This window comes from uncultured Spongiibacter sp. (assembly GCF_964011655.1).
Taxonomy (GTDB): domain Bacteria; phylum Pseudomonadota; class Gammaproteobacteria; order Pseudomonadales; family Spongiibacteraceae; genus Spongiibacter; species Spongiibacter marinus.
Genome location: NZ_CAXGPO010000005.1, coordinates 47,565 through 63,460, shown reverse-complemented (window position 1 = coordinate 63,460; position 15,896 = coordinate 47,565). Strand labels below are relative to the sequence as shown.

Annotated in this window: 15 protein-coding genes; 1 reads left to right on the top strand and 14 read right to left on the bottom strand. The window is 53.6% G+C overall.

From position 1 onward, the window contains the following. Positions 1 to 13 precede the first annotated feature (13 nt). Positions 14 to 1,327: a restriction endonuclease subunit S gene (locus ABNS66_RS04195; protein ID WP_286838596.1), complete on the bottom strand. Its 1,314-nt coding sequence runs from the start codon at positions 1,325 to 1,327 to the stop codon at positions 14 to 16. Further along, a complete protein-coding gene (locus ABNS66_RS04190; protein ID WP_286838598.1) occupies positions 1,327 to 3,345 on the bottom strand; it encodes a class I SAM-dependent DNA methyltransferase in 2,019 nt (672 codons plus the stop codon). Before ABNS66_RS04190 ends, ABNS66_RS04195 begins: the two co-directional genes overlap by 1 nt. A 430-nt stretch (positions 3,346 to 3,775) precedes the next feature. Here ABNS66_RS04190 and ABNS66_RS04185 point away from each other — a divergent pair, with 430 nt between their 5' ends. Then, entirely contained in the window at positions 3,776 to 3,958 is a 183-nt protein-coding gene (locus tag ABNS66_RS04185) for a hypothetical protein (protein ID WP_286838602.1), read from the top strand. A gap of 414 nt (positions 3,959 to 4,372) precedes the next feature. Here the strand turns inward: ABNS66_RS04185 and ABNS66_RS04180 are convergent, their stop codons facing one another. The 12 genes from ABNS66_RS04180 to cyoB form a co-directional block, all read right to left on the bottom strand. Next, positions 4,373 to 4,795, bottom strand: coding sequence for a hypothetical protein (locus ABNS66_RS04180; protein ID WP_286838604.1), 423 nt, complete (start codon positions 4,793 to 4,795; stop codon positions 4,373 to 4,375). 709 nt (positions 4,796 to 5,504) lie between these two features. Beyond that, a complete protein-coding gene (locus tag ABNS66_RS04175; RefSeq protein WP_286838606.1) occupies positions 5,505 to 6,179 on the bottom strand; it encodes a hypothetical protein in 675 nt (224 codons plus the stop codon). A 1-nt stretch (position 6,180) separates the two neighbouring features. Beyond that, the gene (locus ABNS66_RS04170; protein ID WP_286838608.1) at positions 6,181 to 7,485 is read right to left on the bottom strand and encodes an integrase family protein; all 1,305 of its coding nucleotides are present in this window, start codon (positions 7,483 to 7,485) and stop codon (positions 6,181 to 6,183) included. A gap of 326 nt (positions 7,486 to 7,811) precedes the next feature. Next, the gene (locus tag ABNS66_RS04165) at positions 7,812 to 8,099 is read right to left on the bottom strand and encodes a hypothetical protein (RefSeq protein ID WP_286838610.1); all 288 of its coding nucleotides are present in this window, start codon (positions 8,097 to 8,099) and stop codon (positions 7,812 to 7,814) included. Next, a complete protein-coding gene (locus ABNS66_RS04160) occupies positions 8,096 to 9,706 on the bottom strand; it encodes a PepSY-associated TM helix domain-containing protein (RefSeq protein WP_286838612.1) in 1,611 nt (536 codons plus the stop codon). Before ABNS66_RS04160 ends, ABNS66_RS04165 begins: the two co-directional genes overlap by 4 nt. 14 nt (positions 9,707 to 9,720) lie before the next feature. Next, positions 9,721 to 10,005: a hypothetical protein gene (locus ABNS66_RS04155; RefSeq protein WP_204994614.1), complete on the bottom strand. Its 285-nt coding sequence runs from the start codon at positions 10,003 to 10,005 to the stop codon at positions 9,721 to 9,723. Positions 10,006 to 10,236: 231 nt separating this feature from the next. Next, on the bottom strand, positions 10,237 to 10,785 hold the full coding sequence (locus ABNS66_RS04150; RefSeq protein WP_286838614.1) for a response regulator transcription factor: 549 nt from the start codon (positions 10,783 to 10,785) through the stop codon (positions 10,237 to 10,239). A 4-nt stretch (positions 10,786 to 10,789) separates the two neighbouring features. Then, complete coding sequence (locus tag ABNS66_RS04145) at positions 10,790 to 12,118, bottom strand: ATP-binding protein (RefSeq protein ID WP_204994616.1); 1,329 nt, start codon at positions 12,116 to 12,118, stop codon at positions 10,790 to 10,792. Between the two features lie 82 nt (positions 12,119 to 12,200). Further along, entirely contained in the window at positions 12,201 to 12,920 is a 720-nt protein-coding gene (locus ABNS66_RS04140) for an SURF1 family protein (RefSeq protein ID WP_286696284.1), read from the bottom strand. Positions 12,921 to 12,927: 7 nt separating this feature from the next. Beyond that, positions 12,928 to 13,275: a cytochrome o ubiquinol oxidase subunit IV gene (cyoD, locus tag ABNS66_RS04135; protein WP_027873096.1), complete on the bottom strand. Its 348-nt coding sequence runs from the start codon at positions 13,273 to 13,275 to the stop codon at positions 12,928 to 12,930. Further along, positions 13,272 to 13,901: a cytochrome o ubiquinol oxidase subunit III gene (gene cyoC, locus ABNS66_RS04130; RefSeq protein ID WP_204994618.1), complete on the bottom strand. Its 630-nt coding sequence runs from the start codon at positions 13,899 to 13,901 to the stop codon at positions 13,272 to 13,274. Before cyoC ends, cyoD begins: the two co-directional genes overlap by 4 nt. Continuing rightward, complete coding sequence (gene cyoB / locus ABNS66_RS04125; protein ID WP_338061793.1) at positions 13,901 to 15,895, bottom strand: cytochrome o ubiquinol oxidase subunit I; 1,995 nt, start codon at positions 15,893 to 15,895, stop codon at positions 13,901 to 13,903. Before cyoB ends, cyoC begins: the two co-directional genes overlap by 1 nt. Between the last annotated feature and the right edge of the window lies 1 nt (position 15,896).

The following is a 15,896-nucleotide window of genomic DNA, read 5'->3' as shown; positions in this document are numbered from 1 at the left end:
GGGCCTCCTGTTGTTATTGGTTGTCGTCCGGCTTCCAGTTCCTGACGTCTATCTTGCCAGTTACGGCGGCTGAGATTAAGGCTGTGCGGCGTTCTCCGAGCAAAGTTACTGCATGAGAAGCACTTTTTAACAACGCTCGGAATCTTTTCTCTTGATTATCCAAATACCGAACTATTTCTTCTTGCTCGTCTTTTGGTGGAAGCACAAAACACATCTTCCGCAAGTCGCCAATTAGTACAACAGGTTGCATAGCCGACGTATTGTTAATCTCTAGTGCGGTTCTAATATTACTGCTCGTTAGCCAGAAAACTGCAAAAGATGGCGAAACATGCCGACTGAAAGAAATTTTCGCAATATTTTGGTTGATGTGGTACCTGTCGTCTTCCGTGACCTCAGCGGCATTACCGAGTGTGCCCGTGCAGGGAAACACCACATCTCCTTTCTTCAACTTGGAACGCGAAAGCTGACGAGATAATGCTGATGAAATCCTCTCGGAGTTTGCTATATCAAGGAACCGTTCCTTTATATTAAATCCGCGTAATGCAATGATTTCGCCTGATTCGTCAGTCTCCCAAACATTCGTATACTCAAAGCCCGTCAGTTTAGTCACTTCTGCATAGAAGCCCATTTGACCTACACACCAATGCTCCGGCACCTCGCCAAGCCACTCGACACCTGAGTCCTTCATCGGTACATCAGGATTCAGCCCCTTGGTCACAGCATGTGAAATCACCGCCTGACGTTTTTCCTTCAGCAACTCGATGAGTCGCTCCTGTTTGGCGATGAGCTCGTCAATCTTGGCGGTCTCGTGGTCGAGGAAGCGAGCGATGGTCTTTTGTTCGTCTCGGCTGGGCAACGCCAACCGAATGTTCTTCATATCGGAATACTTGGTACTCCAGAGGTCAGCAACGATACCCTTACCATAACGATAAAACTCTTCTTGGAAGGGCTGGCTTCTCATGAGATGGTGGACAAAGCGGGCTTCAATGTTCTTTGGCTCAAGAACGATACTAATTAGCGAAACAGAGCCGTCCCTGTCGGCAACCCCCGAAGAACCCTTGCGGTCTGAGCGAGAGTTAATTACAAAGTCGCCTTTCACAACTTTTTTTCGGTTGTCTCCCGCATCAGACTTGGCTGCCGTCTCGACCTGAGGAACGATACCTTGCATCGTAACTGAGAGTGGCGCGTAGTCTTTGTCGCTAACCGTTTCCCTTCGCTCAGAAAACCACTTTCCAAGCCGAGTAAGCTCCCAAGTCTTCGGCACCTCTTGCAGCCAATCAACGCCACTGGATTGATATTCCTTATAGGACTGATACCGCCCCACCATCAGGAATGCACCTCCTGAAGTAACTCCAGTATCTCCGCGCTGACCTTGTCGAGGTCTGCATCAATCTCTTCGAGCGACCTCGGTGGCACATATTTGTAGAAGTGTCGATTGAATGGAATCTCGTAGCCAACAATACCGACCTTTCCGTCCTTGTCGTCCTTCTTGCTTTCATCAATCCATGCATCGGGCACATGGGGCAACACTTCTCGCTGGAAGTAGTCATCGATGGATTCACTGAGGGGGACGTTCTCGTAGTCCCTGAGGTCACTTGAGGGCTCTGGCTTACCCTTAGTCGTCACAACCTCGGCGTTTTCATCATGTTCACCGAAATACTTAAACAGCAGCTTCTTGTCGGTCGCGGAAATTTTGTATCCCGGTAGTTTTGATTGGAGATGCTTCTGGAATGCCTTCCACGACAGAAACTCTTCTCCTTCGGCATAAGGCTCAAGGTCACCAAGGGGCGGCACCACAAAGTCAATAATAGGTGAGTCATTCTTTAGGGCGGCCTTTTCTGCAGCTTTTGTCTCCTTTTCGATGAGGTGTTCCGCAAGGGCGGCAGCTTTGTCTTTGCTAAATACAAATTTCAGTTTCAGTGGGCGTTCAACTGTAACCCTTCGGTAACCGAAGTCGGCACTGTTGAATATCTTGCTGGTCTCGGACTCCTCAAAGTTGCCATAGAGGCGCACGATGTCTTCAATCTGCTCTTCGGTGAGGTACTTGCGCTTGGAACCGAGAGACTTGCGCATCTTCTCGAAGCTGTCGGTAGCGTTGATGAGCTGAACCTTGCCCTTGCGCTCCTCGGGCTTGTGATTACTCAGCACCCATACATAGGTCGCAATGCCGGTGTTGTAGAACATGTCTGTCGGCAAGGCGATGATGGCTTCCAACAGGTCGTTCTCGAGGATGTACCTGCGGATTTCACTTTCGCCACTCCCTGCGCCCCCGGTAAACAGAGGGGAGCCATTCAGGATAATACCAATGCGAGAGCCGCCTTCCTCAGTCCTGCGCATCTTGCTGATAAGGTGCATCAGAAACAGCAGGGAACCATCGGAGACTCGGGGTAACCCCGGCCCGAAGCGTCCGCCGAAGCCCTTCTGCTTGTGCTCATCGACAACAGCCTTCTGAACCTTCTTCCATTCAACCCCGAACGGTGGATTGCTGAGCATGTAGTCGAAGGTGTTGGTGGGGAGCTGGTCATCGGACAGGGTATTGCCCTGCTTGATGTTAGAAACCTCCTGCCCCTTGATGAGCATGTCGGCCTTACAGATAGCATAGGATTCCTTGTTGAGCTCCTGCCCAAAGGTCGCCAGTCGCGCCCCTTCATTCAGCTCATGCAGGTATTCCATTCCAGACGACAGGAACCCCCCCGTCCCCGCTGTTGGGTCGTAGATGGAGCGAACCACCCCCACCTTGCTCAGCACTTGGTCGTCCCCACAGAACGCCAGAGAGGTCGTGAGGCGCACAATGTCCCTCGGGGTAAAGTGTTCCCCTGCGGTCTCGTTAGACGACTCAGCAAAGCGTCTGATGAGCTCCTCGAACACCAAGCCCATGTCGTGGTTACTGAGGGTCTCAGGGTGCAAGTCCATCTCAGCGAACTTACCCGCAACCCGGAACAACAGGTTGGCGTCGTTCAGTTGAACCAGAAAGTCGGTGAACGAAAAGTAGTCAAAGATTTCCCGCGCATCCGGGCTGAAGGAGTGGATGTAGCTCTCCAGATTTTCCAGCACTTGATTCTGCCCCAGCATCCCCAGGTTCATTTGGGAGACGTTGTAAAAGGGCTGCTTGGCGGAGTGCAGCAGGAGCTTGTGAGCGGCGTCCTCAGGCATTTCCTTGGCCTTCTCATACTGAGCAAGAACCGCTTCTTTGGTGGGCTCAAGCACGCACTCAAGCCGCCTGAGAAGGGTAAAGGGAAGAATGATTCGACCGTACTGAGATTGCTTGAAATCGCCCCTGAGGAGGTCAGCAACTGACCAGATGAAAGCGGCGGTGGAGCTGAAGGATTGCGTGTTACTGCTCATTTTGTGTTTCCAATTATCACGAGGCCCCGTCCACAAAGGAAAGCTCACAATAATGAGAAAACCCTTTCCCTAGGAGTAGTTGTAGCGTGCTCAATAGTACGGAGCATTTGGACCCATGTCGACGGAAGACTCCCTCGAGCAGCTTGAGGACTTTTGATTCGATGCTAGACTCGTTTGAACCGTATGGCACCAAGTCAACCGTTTAGGGGGCAGTAAAGTGGACGATAATGAAAACCACGAAATAAGCGCTATGAGCGGGACCACAACATTTTTGCGAAATGCGGTGCGCGAAATCGCGAGAACACATCCACACCTGACGCCACAGCAGCGGAAGGCTCACCTCGAAGCGGTAGCCAAGGAGGCTGCGCGAATAAGCAAGGCCGAAGCAGACTTCGCGGACGCTCTAGCCAAAATCAAGTAGGGGAGCAAGATGGCGACTACCAAGAAGCCCAGCTCGCTTTCGACTTTTCCGACACCCGAGAAGGTGAAGCCCGAAGTGCAAGCAAGGAACAAAACCTTGCTCACGCCACAAGCGGAGCCGCTTCGTTGTTGCGGCGGTTTAACCGCACCCTATTTGACGCTGGTGCCCTGCGACAGCGATGAGCTAAAGTAGCCAACCCTCCCCCCTATCTCCCCCTTCTCATGGGGTTTGTTTTAAGGCGTTTTTTGATGAGCGCTCTTTACCCTCTCGTGAAGTGGGCCCTGTCGACAGGCCACCATGCAAACGGCAGCGACCAGAGCGATATACATCTTTCCTCTTACACATCCCCCCCGCCCGAGTTTTAGCACCACATTGGCGAGACTCGACGAACGCGACCATAAAAAGCCTCAATATTTAAGAAATAATCTGGAATACACATGGTAAGAGTCTTTAAAGGGGCCCCATATTTACCCCAATAAATCACCTCCTCAGAGCTAAATAAGGTGGCTCTCATCCCCCTTAAGCCTCAGCTCAAACGAGATTAAGGGGTCTCTACGCCACCACAAATGCAATTTAAGGGGCACATTTCCCCCAAGCATTATTCAATTATTTCGGCCTAAGGCTTTTCATGGGGATATTTTCGACACCAGCATCCAAGTAGGGTTTACCTTGCCAAGAGTCTATTTTTAACCAAGAAAAAGCGTACAAAGTTGGCTCCTTTTTTGCCCGAGGAATGCGCGTCACAACTATCCACCCAGCTGCCTCCAGCTTCTTCCTACACCTGAGCAGCGTCTTTTTATCCCACCCCCACTTGCCCATGACTCCGTGGGCGGCACTGATATTTCCGTTGTTATAACCGTTGTACTGACGATACATGTCCCACAGCAGCGCACGCGAAGTTTTATCCAGCGAGATATAGTCCGGATGGTCAGTTATTGCATGTAGCAATTTCGAGTATGTCCAAAATTTACTCTTCGACGAGCGACCGTTTGCCGACATGCTCCTCGACTTAGCTTTCTTTGAGGCCATATCAAAGCCCCTCCATGCTTCCTGGAGTGGGCTCATGTAGGATGTAGACTCCCTCGCCCGCACTCCCCCAACGGGTTTCAATATCCCAGCCCAGCTGACGAAGGACGCATATCGAGGCAGCCAAACGATGGCTACCTGTCATCCGAAAAAAGAAGTCATGGTCAATCGCACGCTCCCTACGCAGGTAAGTGAGCGCCCTATAAGGTAATGTTCCCCTCTTCGGCAGGACAGGCTGAATACCAACGCATTCAAATAGTGGAAGCTGCGCTCTGTCAGAGGGAATCTCCCGCTCCGAGCGGTTAGGAGATGACATAGCGGCTCTCATCACTCCCCCTCTAGCAGAGAACGAATTTCATCAACTGACCAGTGCAGTCTTCCAAAGATTCGGCGCGGTCGTATCGGCCCGTTTTCTCTACACGCCCACAACCTCAGTGTCTGCGGAGCCCGATTGAGATAGAAAGCTGCAGCAGCAGTTTCTACAGAAGGGCGATTGACCTTGTTTAGCGGGGGGTATTCTGAGGAATAATCACCATCAACTATATCCGGACAAACGGTCAAATGTTGATGTTGTTGATTGGGAACGATTTTCATTTCTAAGTACCTCTTGCTGTAGCGCTTTGTTGAGATACCTAGATATTTTGTCGTGATAAAAACCTGACAAAAAACTTATTTTTTATATAAAAAACAATATTTTAGTTTTTGTCTCGTTTTATTTATTTGACCACCACTCTGCTCTTAAATGACGAATGATGTAGTCTTGGTCAAAGTTAAAGTCTTTTAGTAAGCCTTTGTTCAGTCTATATGCAACCTTGTTCTTCACAGGCCTGAGGCCTTCTGTGCGAATTTCAGTCGCTGCCAGTATCGCGTATTTTCGCAAGATTCCAGCTTCAACAAGAGCTCGCATTGAGTCGTTAGACTTTGGTCGCCCAGTCGGTTTAGATGGCCCGTACCATTTCCTGAGTTCTTTGATATGAAATGGGGGGTTGGGAAACAGGTCGATGCTGATTATTAGCAACGACTTTGCCATAAACAGACCAATCTCTGGGTCTCGGACTACATCAAGTAGTACATGCCTTACAGCCAAATCTTCGTCTATACACCAACTAAGGCTCCTCAAACCGAAGTCCGGCAAATCGTGAATCTCTTCGGCGACATCCAAAAGCAGTAGCTGAGCGAGCACTCCCAATTCCGCTACTTTTAGCTCCCTTTGGTTATCACCTATTTTTTGCCTCAACAGCTCGACCCGAACGTAATTCGCTACTGATTTGGTTAGTGGAGCCTTGCTTACTACCCTATGAGACTCTTCTAAGATTTCAATGGCATACTTTTTACTGAGTAAGTTCTTAACGCGGTCTCTAACCCGCCGTGCTCCAGAATCACTCATATCACACACTGACCAATCGCAAACTAGAACTACTCTGCTCATCACCAAATTCGATACCGGCTTGCTTAAGAATCCAGCGCTCGATATTGGTATGGTGGACTCGCAGGAGGTCTATCGGCCTTTGCTTGTAGTGTTTTTCAGCGATAGCTGTAGGCTTGTGCCCCATGATTTGAGCAGTAACGCCTGCCGGGATTTCAAGCCACTCTGTCGCATTTGAAAACGAACGTCTCAATCCGTGTAGTGTTACTTCAACTCCTATGGCTTTGCATACCCTCCTGTGAGCGATACTGGGCTCGGTGATGCGCCCCGATGCACTTTTTTCGCTGCTAAAGACCCATTCGTTTCGCCTAGGTAATGACTGAAATAACATACGGACGTGCGGAGTAAGGGGTACTTGTCTGCTACCTTCAACTTTGTCGCCTATCGTTATACGCCCCCACCGAAAATCAATATCGGTCCACTTCAAGCTGGCCAATTCTTCACGCCTCGCCCCTGTCAATATGAGGCATTGCAGATATGCGCTTATAACAGGATTGCTCACCTCTCTGACTTTCTCGAACCATATCGCGAGCTGCTCCCTTTCCAAGGAATCTCTCTTTGCGTTCGGTTTTCCGAGAACCTCCGACAGCCTTTTAGCATTAATAATGCTGGCATCGACTACACCGGCGTACATAGGCTGAGACTCGGCCCAATTAAGGAATGCGCGCAACAACCGGACAGCTAGCCGAGTTCTGGTTGCCCTCCGGCCAGCCTCGCGCTTCACGAGCAACTCGATTTCGCTAGAACTTAATTCAGACAACCGGACTGGCACCAAGGCCCATAGAGGCCCCGCTACGGTCTGAACTCCTTTCCGGTTTTTTCTTTCTAAGCCTGGCTGCTGCACCATCGTTCTATGGTCCCGATAGCTGTTTTCACTCCAAAACGGCTTCCTCTCTTCCATGTAATGCGCCCAGGCTTCACCAAATGTACAGCGCCCCCTTGCCTCAGCTTCCCTTGCTGCTACATCTGCCTTAGTTACTTCTGACTTTACTAAACGCGGGTCTCTTCCCTCATCGATGTAGCGCTGAAACTCGCGAGCCTTTTCCTGCGCTTCAGGGATGCTCCAGCTAGAGGGCGAGCCAATGGTTATACGAATGGTCTTCCCATTAAAGCGACCTTGAAAGATGAATGCTGGAGCCCCTTTGGGGGTAGCCCGGAGCCCAAGCCCCACAGAACGAGAGCTAGCATCCCAAAGAAATGCTTGCTGTTTATCCGCCGGACAGGAGAAGTCGCGAATACGCTTAGCAGTAAATAGAACTCGAGACATGGGCGGCACTCACTTACAGGATGTAAGCGCGGATGTAAGCACAAATAATCAATAATTGCACATATTCATCAACACGAGACGTACCAAAAAAAGCCGAAAAATCTTATAACACACTGTTTTTTTTGGAATTATCTAACAGACATCAACACTACCAAACACCCAGAGAGAAGAATTGAAAATCCTCGTGTCGGTGGTTCGATTCCGCCTCTGGGCACCACTCTTTTTCCCCATGATTCTGTTACTCAGTTCAGCACATTTTGCATTGCACAAAACACTCCTACGCCCACGTTAGCAAGCGCGTATGTCATTTTTTGTCATGTGGTCGTTTAACGGCGGGCTGCAAGAACTTCGGAGAGCAGCCAGCCATAGGTTAGGCTGGCACCCAACCATAACATCAGGCTGGCCCACATTCCCGCCAGCGCGAGCAGCACACCGGGCACAAGCATTGCGGTGAGTAGCCATCTACGATGACGTTGCGGAAGTGGCGAAAAGCCTTTGGCGGGGGTTGCGCCATGGCGTGCTAATTTTTGACGCCAACGCAATCGCTTTGGGTCGCGCAGGGCGAGCGCTGTTACGCTAAGCGCGCTGACGGCAATGCTGAGCAGCAACATCATGGAGTGTTCACCTCCATGTCGCCGGTATCAACGAGGGGTTCCTCAGGCAACGCCTGGGTTTGACGCCATTCACGGCGAAGCAGCCAAGCCCCGCCAAGCAGCAGAGCAACATCCAAAACCACAACAGCCGTTAAACCACCTGTGGCCGCGCTTACCCAGCCCGGGCCGCCTAGCAACAAACGCAGCGCTACCAAGGCGCAAAGTCCTAGCCCCAAACTGATGACGAGTATTCGCCGCACGCCGGTAACACGGCTAACGATGCCGGCAAGAATGCCGCTTAGCGCCAGGCAAAGACCGAAGGCATTGAACATCAGCGGCTCAACTGCCCCAGCCAGCACACCAGCCTGCTGCAGCAAATAGGCCGCCGCGGCGGCGACCAGTGCAAGAGGAAGCCCCCAAGCACTCCATAGTGTTGCCCGCAATAAATACTGCCATGTTTTCAGCTGCTCTCGGCGCTTAACCCATAGGGTCAGGCCACTAATACAGACATAGGCGCCGGCAAACCCCAGAGCGAACCACACCGTTTTCGACAACCAACCGGCAAAATTTCCAAAATGCAGCGGCCCCATAAGCGCAACCAGGTCACTGCCCAGCGAGGGCGATTGCCCCAATGCCGGTTTTTCACCAAGATTTTCACCAGTCTGGGCGTCGAAGGAATAGCCTTTGGGCAGCAGCTCGCCCTCAGCTTGCCAGGGAAATACGCTAATGCGTGCGTCTTGCCTTCCCCAGTGGTCGACGGTTAAAAACCGCGTGCGATGCCCCGCCGCCCGAACGTCTTCCAACATGGCGTCGATATTCGCCATTTCGGCAGGGCGCGGGTCCTCGGCCGGAGGTAAGCCCTGAACAGTTTCGATAAGTTTTTCCTGGTCGCCGCCGAACGCCACCATGGCAATGGCGGGAATGGCAAAGGCGCCGGCCAGGCTATAGAAGCTGCCGGTAAACGCCAAAATAAACGCAAACGGCAGGTTCCAGGTGCTCGCCATCACATGGGCGTCTTTGTGACTGAGCACATCTCCACCGCGCCGGCGACGTAAAAACGCATCTTTAATAAGATGGCGGTGCATGGCAAAACCGCTGACGCAGGCGACCAATAAGCTCAGACCAAGAATACCGGTTAACATCAGCCCCCAGGGCGAGGGCACATGCAGTTGCACATGCCATTCGACCAGAAAGTGCCCGAGCTTGCCGTAGTGGCTTTGCGCTTCGATCTCGCTCTGGGTGCCCTCAAAGCGCTGCAGGATGTCTCCGCTGGCCGGGTCAAATACGAATAACACCCCCTCTTCTTCCGGGTGTTCTCCATCCTCCGCCTCTGCATGGGTGTGGAAAAAAGCACGGATACGACCGCCTGCGGTTGCAAAGACAATGAGCTCGTCGAGATATTCAGGCGCCACATCGGCGGCGGCCTTTCTCAACATAGCATCAGTGCCCAGTGGAAAGGTTTCCGGTATAGCGGCCGGCAGCGGCGAGGCCCAGTCATTTATGTCGTCGGCGAATACCGCGATCGTGCCGGTTAAGATCACCCAGTAGAGCAGCAGGCCGAAAATTACCGCGCCCCAGCCGTGAAGCGCCAGCATCGTTTGAGTCGTTTTTTGCCGTAGCTTTAGCATCGATTTCTCGCCGTTTATTGCTGCGCTTGCAGTAGGTGCTGCGCAATCAACGCCGCGTGCACGGCAGTCAATATGAAGATCACTACCGAAGCGCGGCCCAGCCGATCCAATACGCTATAAAAGAACAGCACTGCCCAGATCGCAGGCAGCAGCACTACCGGAATAACGAAGTTATTAACCTGTGCCTGCCCCTCCGGCAGCCAGAGAGAACTGCCAGCCATAATAATGAGCGTGGCAAGTAGTACCAGCGGCCCAGCCAACACAAACCGCCAGATTTTTTCAGTGCGCGTTCCCGCCATCACTCCCGTCTCTCTGCTTTTTCATCCCTAATTTGTCAGCGCGATGACTACGCCGCGCAGGCGCGAGTTGGCGCTGCAGCGCATTATAACGATAACGATTTTCATTTGCTATTGAGGGGCGCGCATTTTCTTGCGCCAGCGCAGGAGTAGCAGTAACGGCACCGCATCGCCGCCCTTCCGGCGTGGGAGAAAGGAAAATTCGAATAGTGGGATAGGGTTGGCGAGCGCCGTTTATTTAACTTGCTGCTTAGCCAGTTTTCTCGCCAGTGTGCGGCGATGCATACCGAGGCGGCGTGCGGTCTCAGAGATGTTAAAGTCGGTTTCAGCCAGCGTTTGGTGGATGCGTTCCCACTCCAGGGTTTTGATGGAGGTCGCACGCCCCGTCACTTTTATATCGGCGTTGCCTTCGGCATTGTTGAAGGCCGCTTCAATGTCATCGGTATTTGAGGGCTTGGCTAAGTAGTGACAGGCGCCAAGTTTCACCGCCTCAACCGCCGTGGCAATGCTTGCGTAGCCGGTGAGCACCACAATGAGCATATCGCTGTCGTGTTTGTGCAGGGCCTGCACACAGGCAAGACCCGAGGCCTCGCCGTCGAGCTTTAAGTCCACCACGGCGTAACCTGGAGAGACCTCTGCCAGCAGCGCTTCCACCTGTTCCAGGCGGGTGGCGTGATGAACCCTGTAGCCGCGGCGCTCAAATGAACGGCGGAGCGTGCGCGCAAACGCCTCGTCGTCTTCGACGAGCAACAAGGTTTTCTGATCGTGCTCGGCCTCAGCCATTGCATTAATCCTCTTTTAACACCAGCGCATCGAGGGGGAGACGAAGCATAACCTCCGCACCGCCTTCGTCAAGGTTGCGCGCCGCAAATACACCGCCCAACATCCTCGCTACGTTAAACACCAGAAACAGCCCCAATCCGCTACCTGGCCGCCCTTTGGTGGATTGATAGGGCTGGCCGAGGCGCTGGTAAACTTCCGCAGCAAAACCGGGGCCGTGGTCGCGCACCGCAATAATTAATGTGTCGGCGTCGCGCTGCACGGTCAGCGCAATCCACTGCGGCGACGCTTCTAAAGCGTTATCCAGCAAATTACACACGGTTTGCTTGAGCACCGAGTCTGAGGCGATATCGACATCCTCGCCAAACTGGTTGTCGAAGCGCAACTCTCGGCTATTGCGTGTGCTGCGCCATTCATCGACCAGCTCATCAAAAAACTCACAAACGGTTGTCTCTACCGAGACTTCACCGCGCGTTTCGCCCGCCGACATGAGTATCCCGCTAACAATCTCCTTGCAGCGCTTAACCTGGGTTTGCATTTCGCCGATGTCATCACCCAGGTCAGCGGAATCGCGGAACACCGGCATGTGGCGCCAGTCGCCCAAAATAACGTCGATGGTCGCCAGCGGCGTTCCCAACTCGTGAGCCGCGCCGGAGGCGAGCAAACCCATTCGCAGAATATGCTCTTCCTCGGCGGCCCGCTGCCGCAAGTCGGCAAGGCGGGCGTCGTGTTCTCTATGAGTACGGGTAATACGGTTAACAAAGATCACCAACAAGGCTGCCGTCAGTACCACACAGATAAACATGCCCTGCACGTAAACGCTGTCGACACCGAGGTGGTAGTCCAGTGGCAAGCCAGCCAGTGGGTGGCCAACTTCCGCCAACCACAAAAAACACAGTGCGGCGACGCCCGCCAGTGTCCAGGCCAGTGGTGCCACCATCAGCACCGCCGCCAACCCCACTTGCAGTACATAAAGAAAGGCAAAGGGGTTGCTGACGCCGCCGCTCAGGTAGAGCTGAGCCGTGAGGGTGAACATGTCGACCAGCAGTCCGACAAATAACTCGCCGGCGTAGAGCTCGCGACCGAGACGCAAACTGATTTCGTACACCAGGTTGTAGGCCGCCAGACCCGCCAATACCCCACACATTTTTGCCAACGGCAGATCGACCCCCAAACTAAAATGAGTGACCAATATGGTAAATAGCTGCCCGAGCACCGCCAACCAGCGCAGCTGCACCAGTTGGCGCATATGTTTGCTGAGGGTTTCATTGTTGCGATAGCTGAGTAGCGACATGGCGGCCAACAGAGCGCCTGCCCTGGCCCGGGGGTGTGACATTCTAGGGTTTCTCCCACGCGGTGATAGCGGTCGTTATTATACGTAAGAGACGGCCATCCAGCTCTAGAGCGCGCCGGCCTGCTTAGCGGCGGCGCTTCGCCTCTCGATACAGCATAGCAGCCGCAGCCAAAACCATGGCGGCTAGCGCATACCAGGTCAAGGCGTACACCATGTGAGAGTTGTGAAAGGTGACAACCGTTAGCCCACTGACCGGGGCATTGGCGCCGGATTCCGCCGTTTTTGCATCGACGAAGTATGGCGCCAGCGGCACGTTCAAGGCGCTTGCCATTGCCTCGACATCCCGCGAATACCAGCGCTGTTGTTCGGGGAGGTTATCGCGCAGAAATGCGCCCTCCGGCTCAGTGAGCCTGAGCAAGCCCGTCACTTCCTGAGGCCCTTCCGGTGGTAAAGGTGCGCTCACGCCTTGATCGATATAGCCGCGATTCACCATCACCGTGCCGGCGTGCTCAGTGCGCAGCGGCGTCATCACCCAGTAGCCGCTGCCCAGTTCGGTTACAGCTTTGGCGAGCAGTGTCGCATCGCTAAGGTATTCGCCGCGAAGGCGAATGTGGCGGTATTCATCGCGGTCTCGATTGATGCCGGGCCAATCTGCAATGCCTGGCGCCGCTTGCGCAGCGGCGTCCACGCGAGCAGTGACGCGCTCAATCAGCCCAAGCTTCCATACCCGTCGCTCCAGTTGCCAGTTACCCAAGGCCACCAAGCCCGCCGCCGTTGCCAATGCAACCAGCATGGCAACGGAAAGAAAGAACTGATGGCGGCGCGACGTGGGGGAGGCAGCCATAAGCGCCTTACATCATCCCCGGCATCATGCGGACGTTCATGTTGTACATGACCCACAATGAGCCGAACAAAGTGATGAACAGCAGCACCGCTGTAAATAGTAGCGACAGCATATTCCAGCCGCCTTCGGACTGAAAATTCATGTGCAGGAAGTACACCATGTGCACCAGAATCTGCACAACGGCGAACCCGAGGATCACCATCGCAGTCGTGCTATTGGAGTCGAAGACATTGCCCATAACCAGCCAGAAAGGAATGGCCGTGAGAAACACCGACGCCAAAAAGCCAATCATATAGCCGCTAAAGGACGCGTGCGGCAGCTCTTCGTGGTGTTCGTGATCGTGATGATCGCTCATGACATAGACCCCATCAGATAGACAAAGGTAAAGACACCAATCCAAATGACATCAAGGAAGTGCCAGAACATCGACAGACAAAATACCCGGCGGCGATTCGTTAAGGTCAGGCCGTGCTTAGACAGCTGCAGCAATAGCGTTACCAACCAAATCACACCAATGGTTACGTGCAAGCCGTGGGTACCGACCAATGCAAAGAAGGCGGTTAGAAACGCACTGCGCTGTGGGCCCGCTCCCTGATGAATCAGGTGGTAGAACTCATACAGCTCAACGCTTAAAAACGCCGTGCCCAACACGCCGGTGAGTGCCAGCCAAAGCAGTGTGCCCTGCAGCTTGTTCTGCTGCATTTGCAGCAGCGCAAAGCCGTAGGTGATCGACGACAGCAACAAGAAGGCGGTGTTGATCGCCACCAGCGGCAGGTCGAACAAGTCGGCACCAGTGGGGCCACCGGCAAAGCTTTGGCTCAGTACCCCATAGGTTGCAAACAGTGCCGCAAAGATGAGGCAGTCGCTCATCAGGTACAACCAGAAACCCAGCAGCGTACCGTTAGGCGCGTGGTGATCGCCGCGCACGAAAAACTCCAAGTCGCCGTTTTTCGTCGCAGCTGTGGCAGTGGGATGTGACATTAGGCTTTCACCTCACTTGCTTGCGTTTCGATGCGCGCCACCTCATCAGCGGGGATGTGGTAGTCGCGGTCGTAGTTAAAGGTATGCACGATGGTCGCCAGAATCAGCGCCACCAACGACAGCGCCGCGGGCAGCCACATGTGCCAGATCAGGGTAAAGCCCAGCACCGTGCTGATACCGGCAATCACCATTCCCGCCGCTGTATTTTTCGGCATGTGGATCGGTAAGAAGCCGTCTTGAGGGCGCTTCACACCGTTGGCTTTCATTTGCCACCAGGCGTCGTTGTCATGCACGCGCGGGGTAAAGGCAAAGTTGTACTGCGGCGGGGGCGACGTAGTCGACCACTCCAGAGTACGGCCATCCCAGGGGTCACCGGTTTCGTCGCGCAGTTGGTCGCGCTTGCGGTAGCTGAAATAGAACTGCAGCAGGAAGCAGATAATACCGATACCGACTAACACGGCGCCGACCAGCGCGATCTGGAACCAGATCTGCAGCGACGGGTCGTCGAAGTGGCTCATGCGACGCGTCACGCCCATCAGGCCCAATACGTACAGCGGCATAAAGGCCAGATAGAAACCGATAATCCAGAACCAGAAGGTCATCTTGCCCCAGAAGGGATCCAGCTTGTATCCCGTTACTTTCGGGTACCAGTAGGCGATAGCCGCAAACACACCGAAGACCACACCACCGATAATCACATTGTGGAAGTGAGCAATCAGGAACAGGCTGTTGTGCAGCACAAAGTCAGCGGAAGGCACAGCCAACAGTACGCCCGTCATACCGCCGATAACAAAGGTCACCATAAAGCCGACCGTCCACAGCATGGGCACGTCAAACTTGATACGACCGCGGTACATGGTAAACAGCCAGTTGAACACCTTGGCCCCGGTCGGGATCGAGATGATCATGGTGGTGATGCCGAAGAAGCTATTCACCGTTGCCCCGCTTCCCATGGTGAAGAAGTGGTGCAGCCATACAAGGTAGGACAGAATGGTAATGACCACTGTCGCGTAGACCATCGACGAGTAACCGAACAGACGCTTGCCGCTGTAGGTCGCCACAATTTCTGAGAACACACCAAACAGTGGCAGGATCAGGATATAGACTTCGGGGTGACCCCAAATCCAGATCAGGTTCACGTACATCATGGCGTTACCGCCAAGGTCGTTGGTGAAGAAGTTAGTGTCGAGGTAGCGATCCATAGACAGCATCGCCAGCACCGCAGTCAGCACGGGGAAAGCCGCCACAATCAGGACGTTAGTACACAGCGCTGTCCAGGTGAATACCGGCATCTTCATCATCGACATGCCCGGTGCCCGCATCTTCACGATAGTAACCACGAAGTTGACGCCCGACAGCAGTGTACCGACCCCGGCAATCTGCAGGGCCCAAATATAGTAGTCCACCCCCACGCCCGGGCTTTGCAGTATCCCGGTCAATGGCGGGTAGGCCAGCCAGCCCGATTTCGCGAACTCACCCACGAACAGTGACATCATAACCAGAATCGCGCCCGAGGCCGTCATCCAGAAGCTGAAGTTGTTTAGGAAGGGGAAGGCGACATCGCGGGCACCGATTTGCAGCGGCACGATGTAGTTCATAATGCCGACCACAAAGGGCATGGCCACGAAGAAGATCATAATCACGCCGTGGGCGGTGAAGATCTGGTCGTAGTGATCCGGCGGCAAATAGCCCATGGAATCACCAAACGCGATGGCCTGCTGGATACGCATCATGATCGCGTCGGCAAAGCCGCGCAGCATCATCACAATACCCAGAATCATATACATCACACCGATGCGTTTATGATCGATACTGGTAAACCATTCGGTCCACAAGTAGCCCCACAGTTTGGCGCGAGTAACCGCAACCAGCAGGGCAACACCACCAATCGCTACCATGGCGAAAGTCGCCACAATAATTGGGTCGTGGTAAGGAATGGCCTCCAGACTGAGTCGGCCAAAAATCATTTTACCTAGGTCGAACGTGTCAGACATG

Excerpts from the sequence above, each read along its gene's own strand:
- ABNS66_RS04150 (WP_286838614.1), bottom strand. The coding sequence starts at position 10,785 with ATGGCTGAGGCCGAGCACGATCAGAAAACCTTGTTGCTCGTCGAAGAC.
- ABNS66_RS04175 (WP_286838606.1), bottom strand. The coding sequence starts at position 6,179 with ATGAGTGATTCTGGAGCACGGCGGGTTAGAGACCGCGTTAAGAACTTA.
- ABNS66_RS04195 (WP_286838596.1), bottom strand. The coding sequence starts at position 1,327 with ATGGTGGGGCGGTATCAGTCCTATAAGGAATATCAATCCAGTGGCGTT.
- ABNS66_RS04185 (WP_286838602.1), top strand. The coding sequence starts at position 3,776 with ATGGCGACTACCAAGAAGCCCAGCTCGCTTTCGACTTTTCCGACACCC.
- ABNS66_RS04155 (WP_204994614.1), bottom strand. The coding sequence starts at position 10,005 with ATGGCGGGAACGCGCACTGAAAAAATCTGGCGGTTTGTGTTGGCTGGG.
- ABNS66_RS04180 (WP_286838604.1), bottom strand. The coding sequence starts at position 4,795 with ATGGCCTCAAAGAAAGCTAAGTCGAGGAGCATGTCGGCAAACGGTCGC.
- ABNS66_RS04160 (WP_286838612.1), bottom strand. The coding sequence starts at position 9,706 with ATGCTAAAGCTACGGCAAAAAACGACTCAAACGATGCTGGCGCTTCAC.
- ABNS66_RS04145 (WP_204994616.1), bottom strand. The coding sequence starts at position 12,118 with ATGTCACACCCCCGGGCCAGGGCAGGCGCTCTGTTGGCCGCCATGTCG.
- ABNS66_RS04165 (WP_286838610.1), bottom strand. The coding sequence starts at position 8,099 with ATGATGTTGCTGCTCAGCATTGCCGTCAGCGCGCTTAGCGTAACAGCG.
- ABNS66_RS04170 (WP_286838608.1), bottom strand. The coding sequence starts at position 7,485 with ATGTCTCGAGTTCTATTTACTGCTAAGCGTATTCGCGACTTCTCCTGT.
- ABNS66_RS04140 (WP_286696284.1), bottom strand. The coding sequence starts at position 12,920 with ATGGCTGCCTCCCCCACGTCGCGCCGCCATCAGTTCTTTCTTTCCGTT.
- cyoC (WP_204994618.1), bottom strand. The coding sequence starts at position 13,901 with ATGTCACATCCCACTGCCACAGCTGCGACGAAAAACGGCGACTTGGAG.
- cyoB (WP_338061793.1), bottom strand. The coding sequence starts at position 15,895 with ATGTCTGACACGTTCGACCTAGGTAAAATGATTTTTGGCCGACTCAGT.
- ABNS66_RS04190 (WP_286838598.1), bottom strand. The coding sequence starts at position 3,345 with ATGAGCAGTAACACGCAATCCTTCAGCTCCACCGCCGCTTTCATCTGG.
- cyoD (WP_027873096.1), bottom strand. The coding sequence starts at position 13,275 with ATGAGCGATCATCACGATCACGAACACCACGAAGAGCTGCCGCACGCG.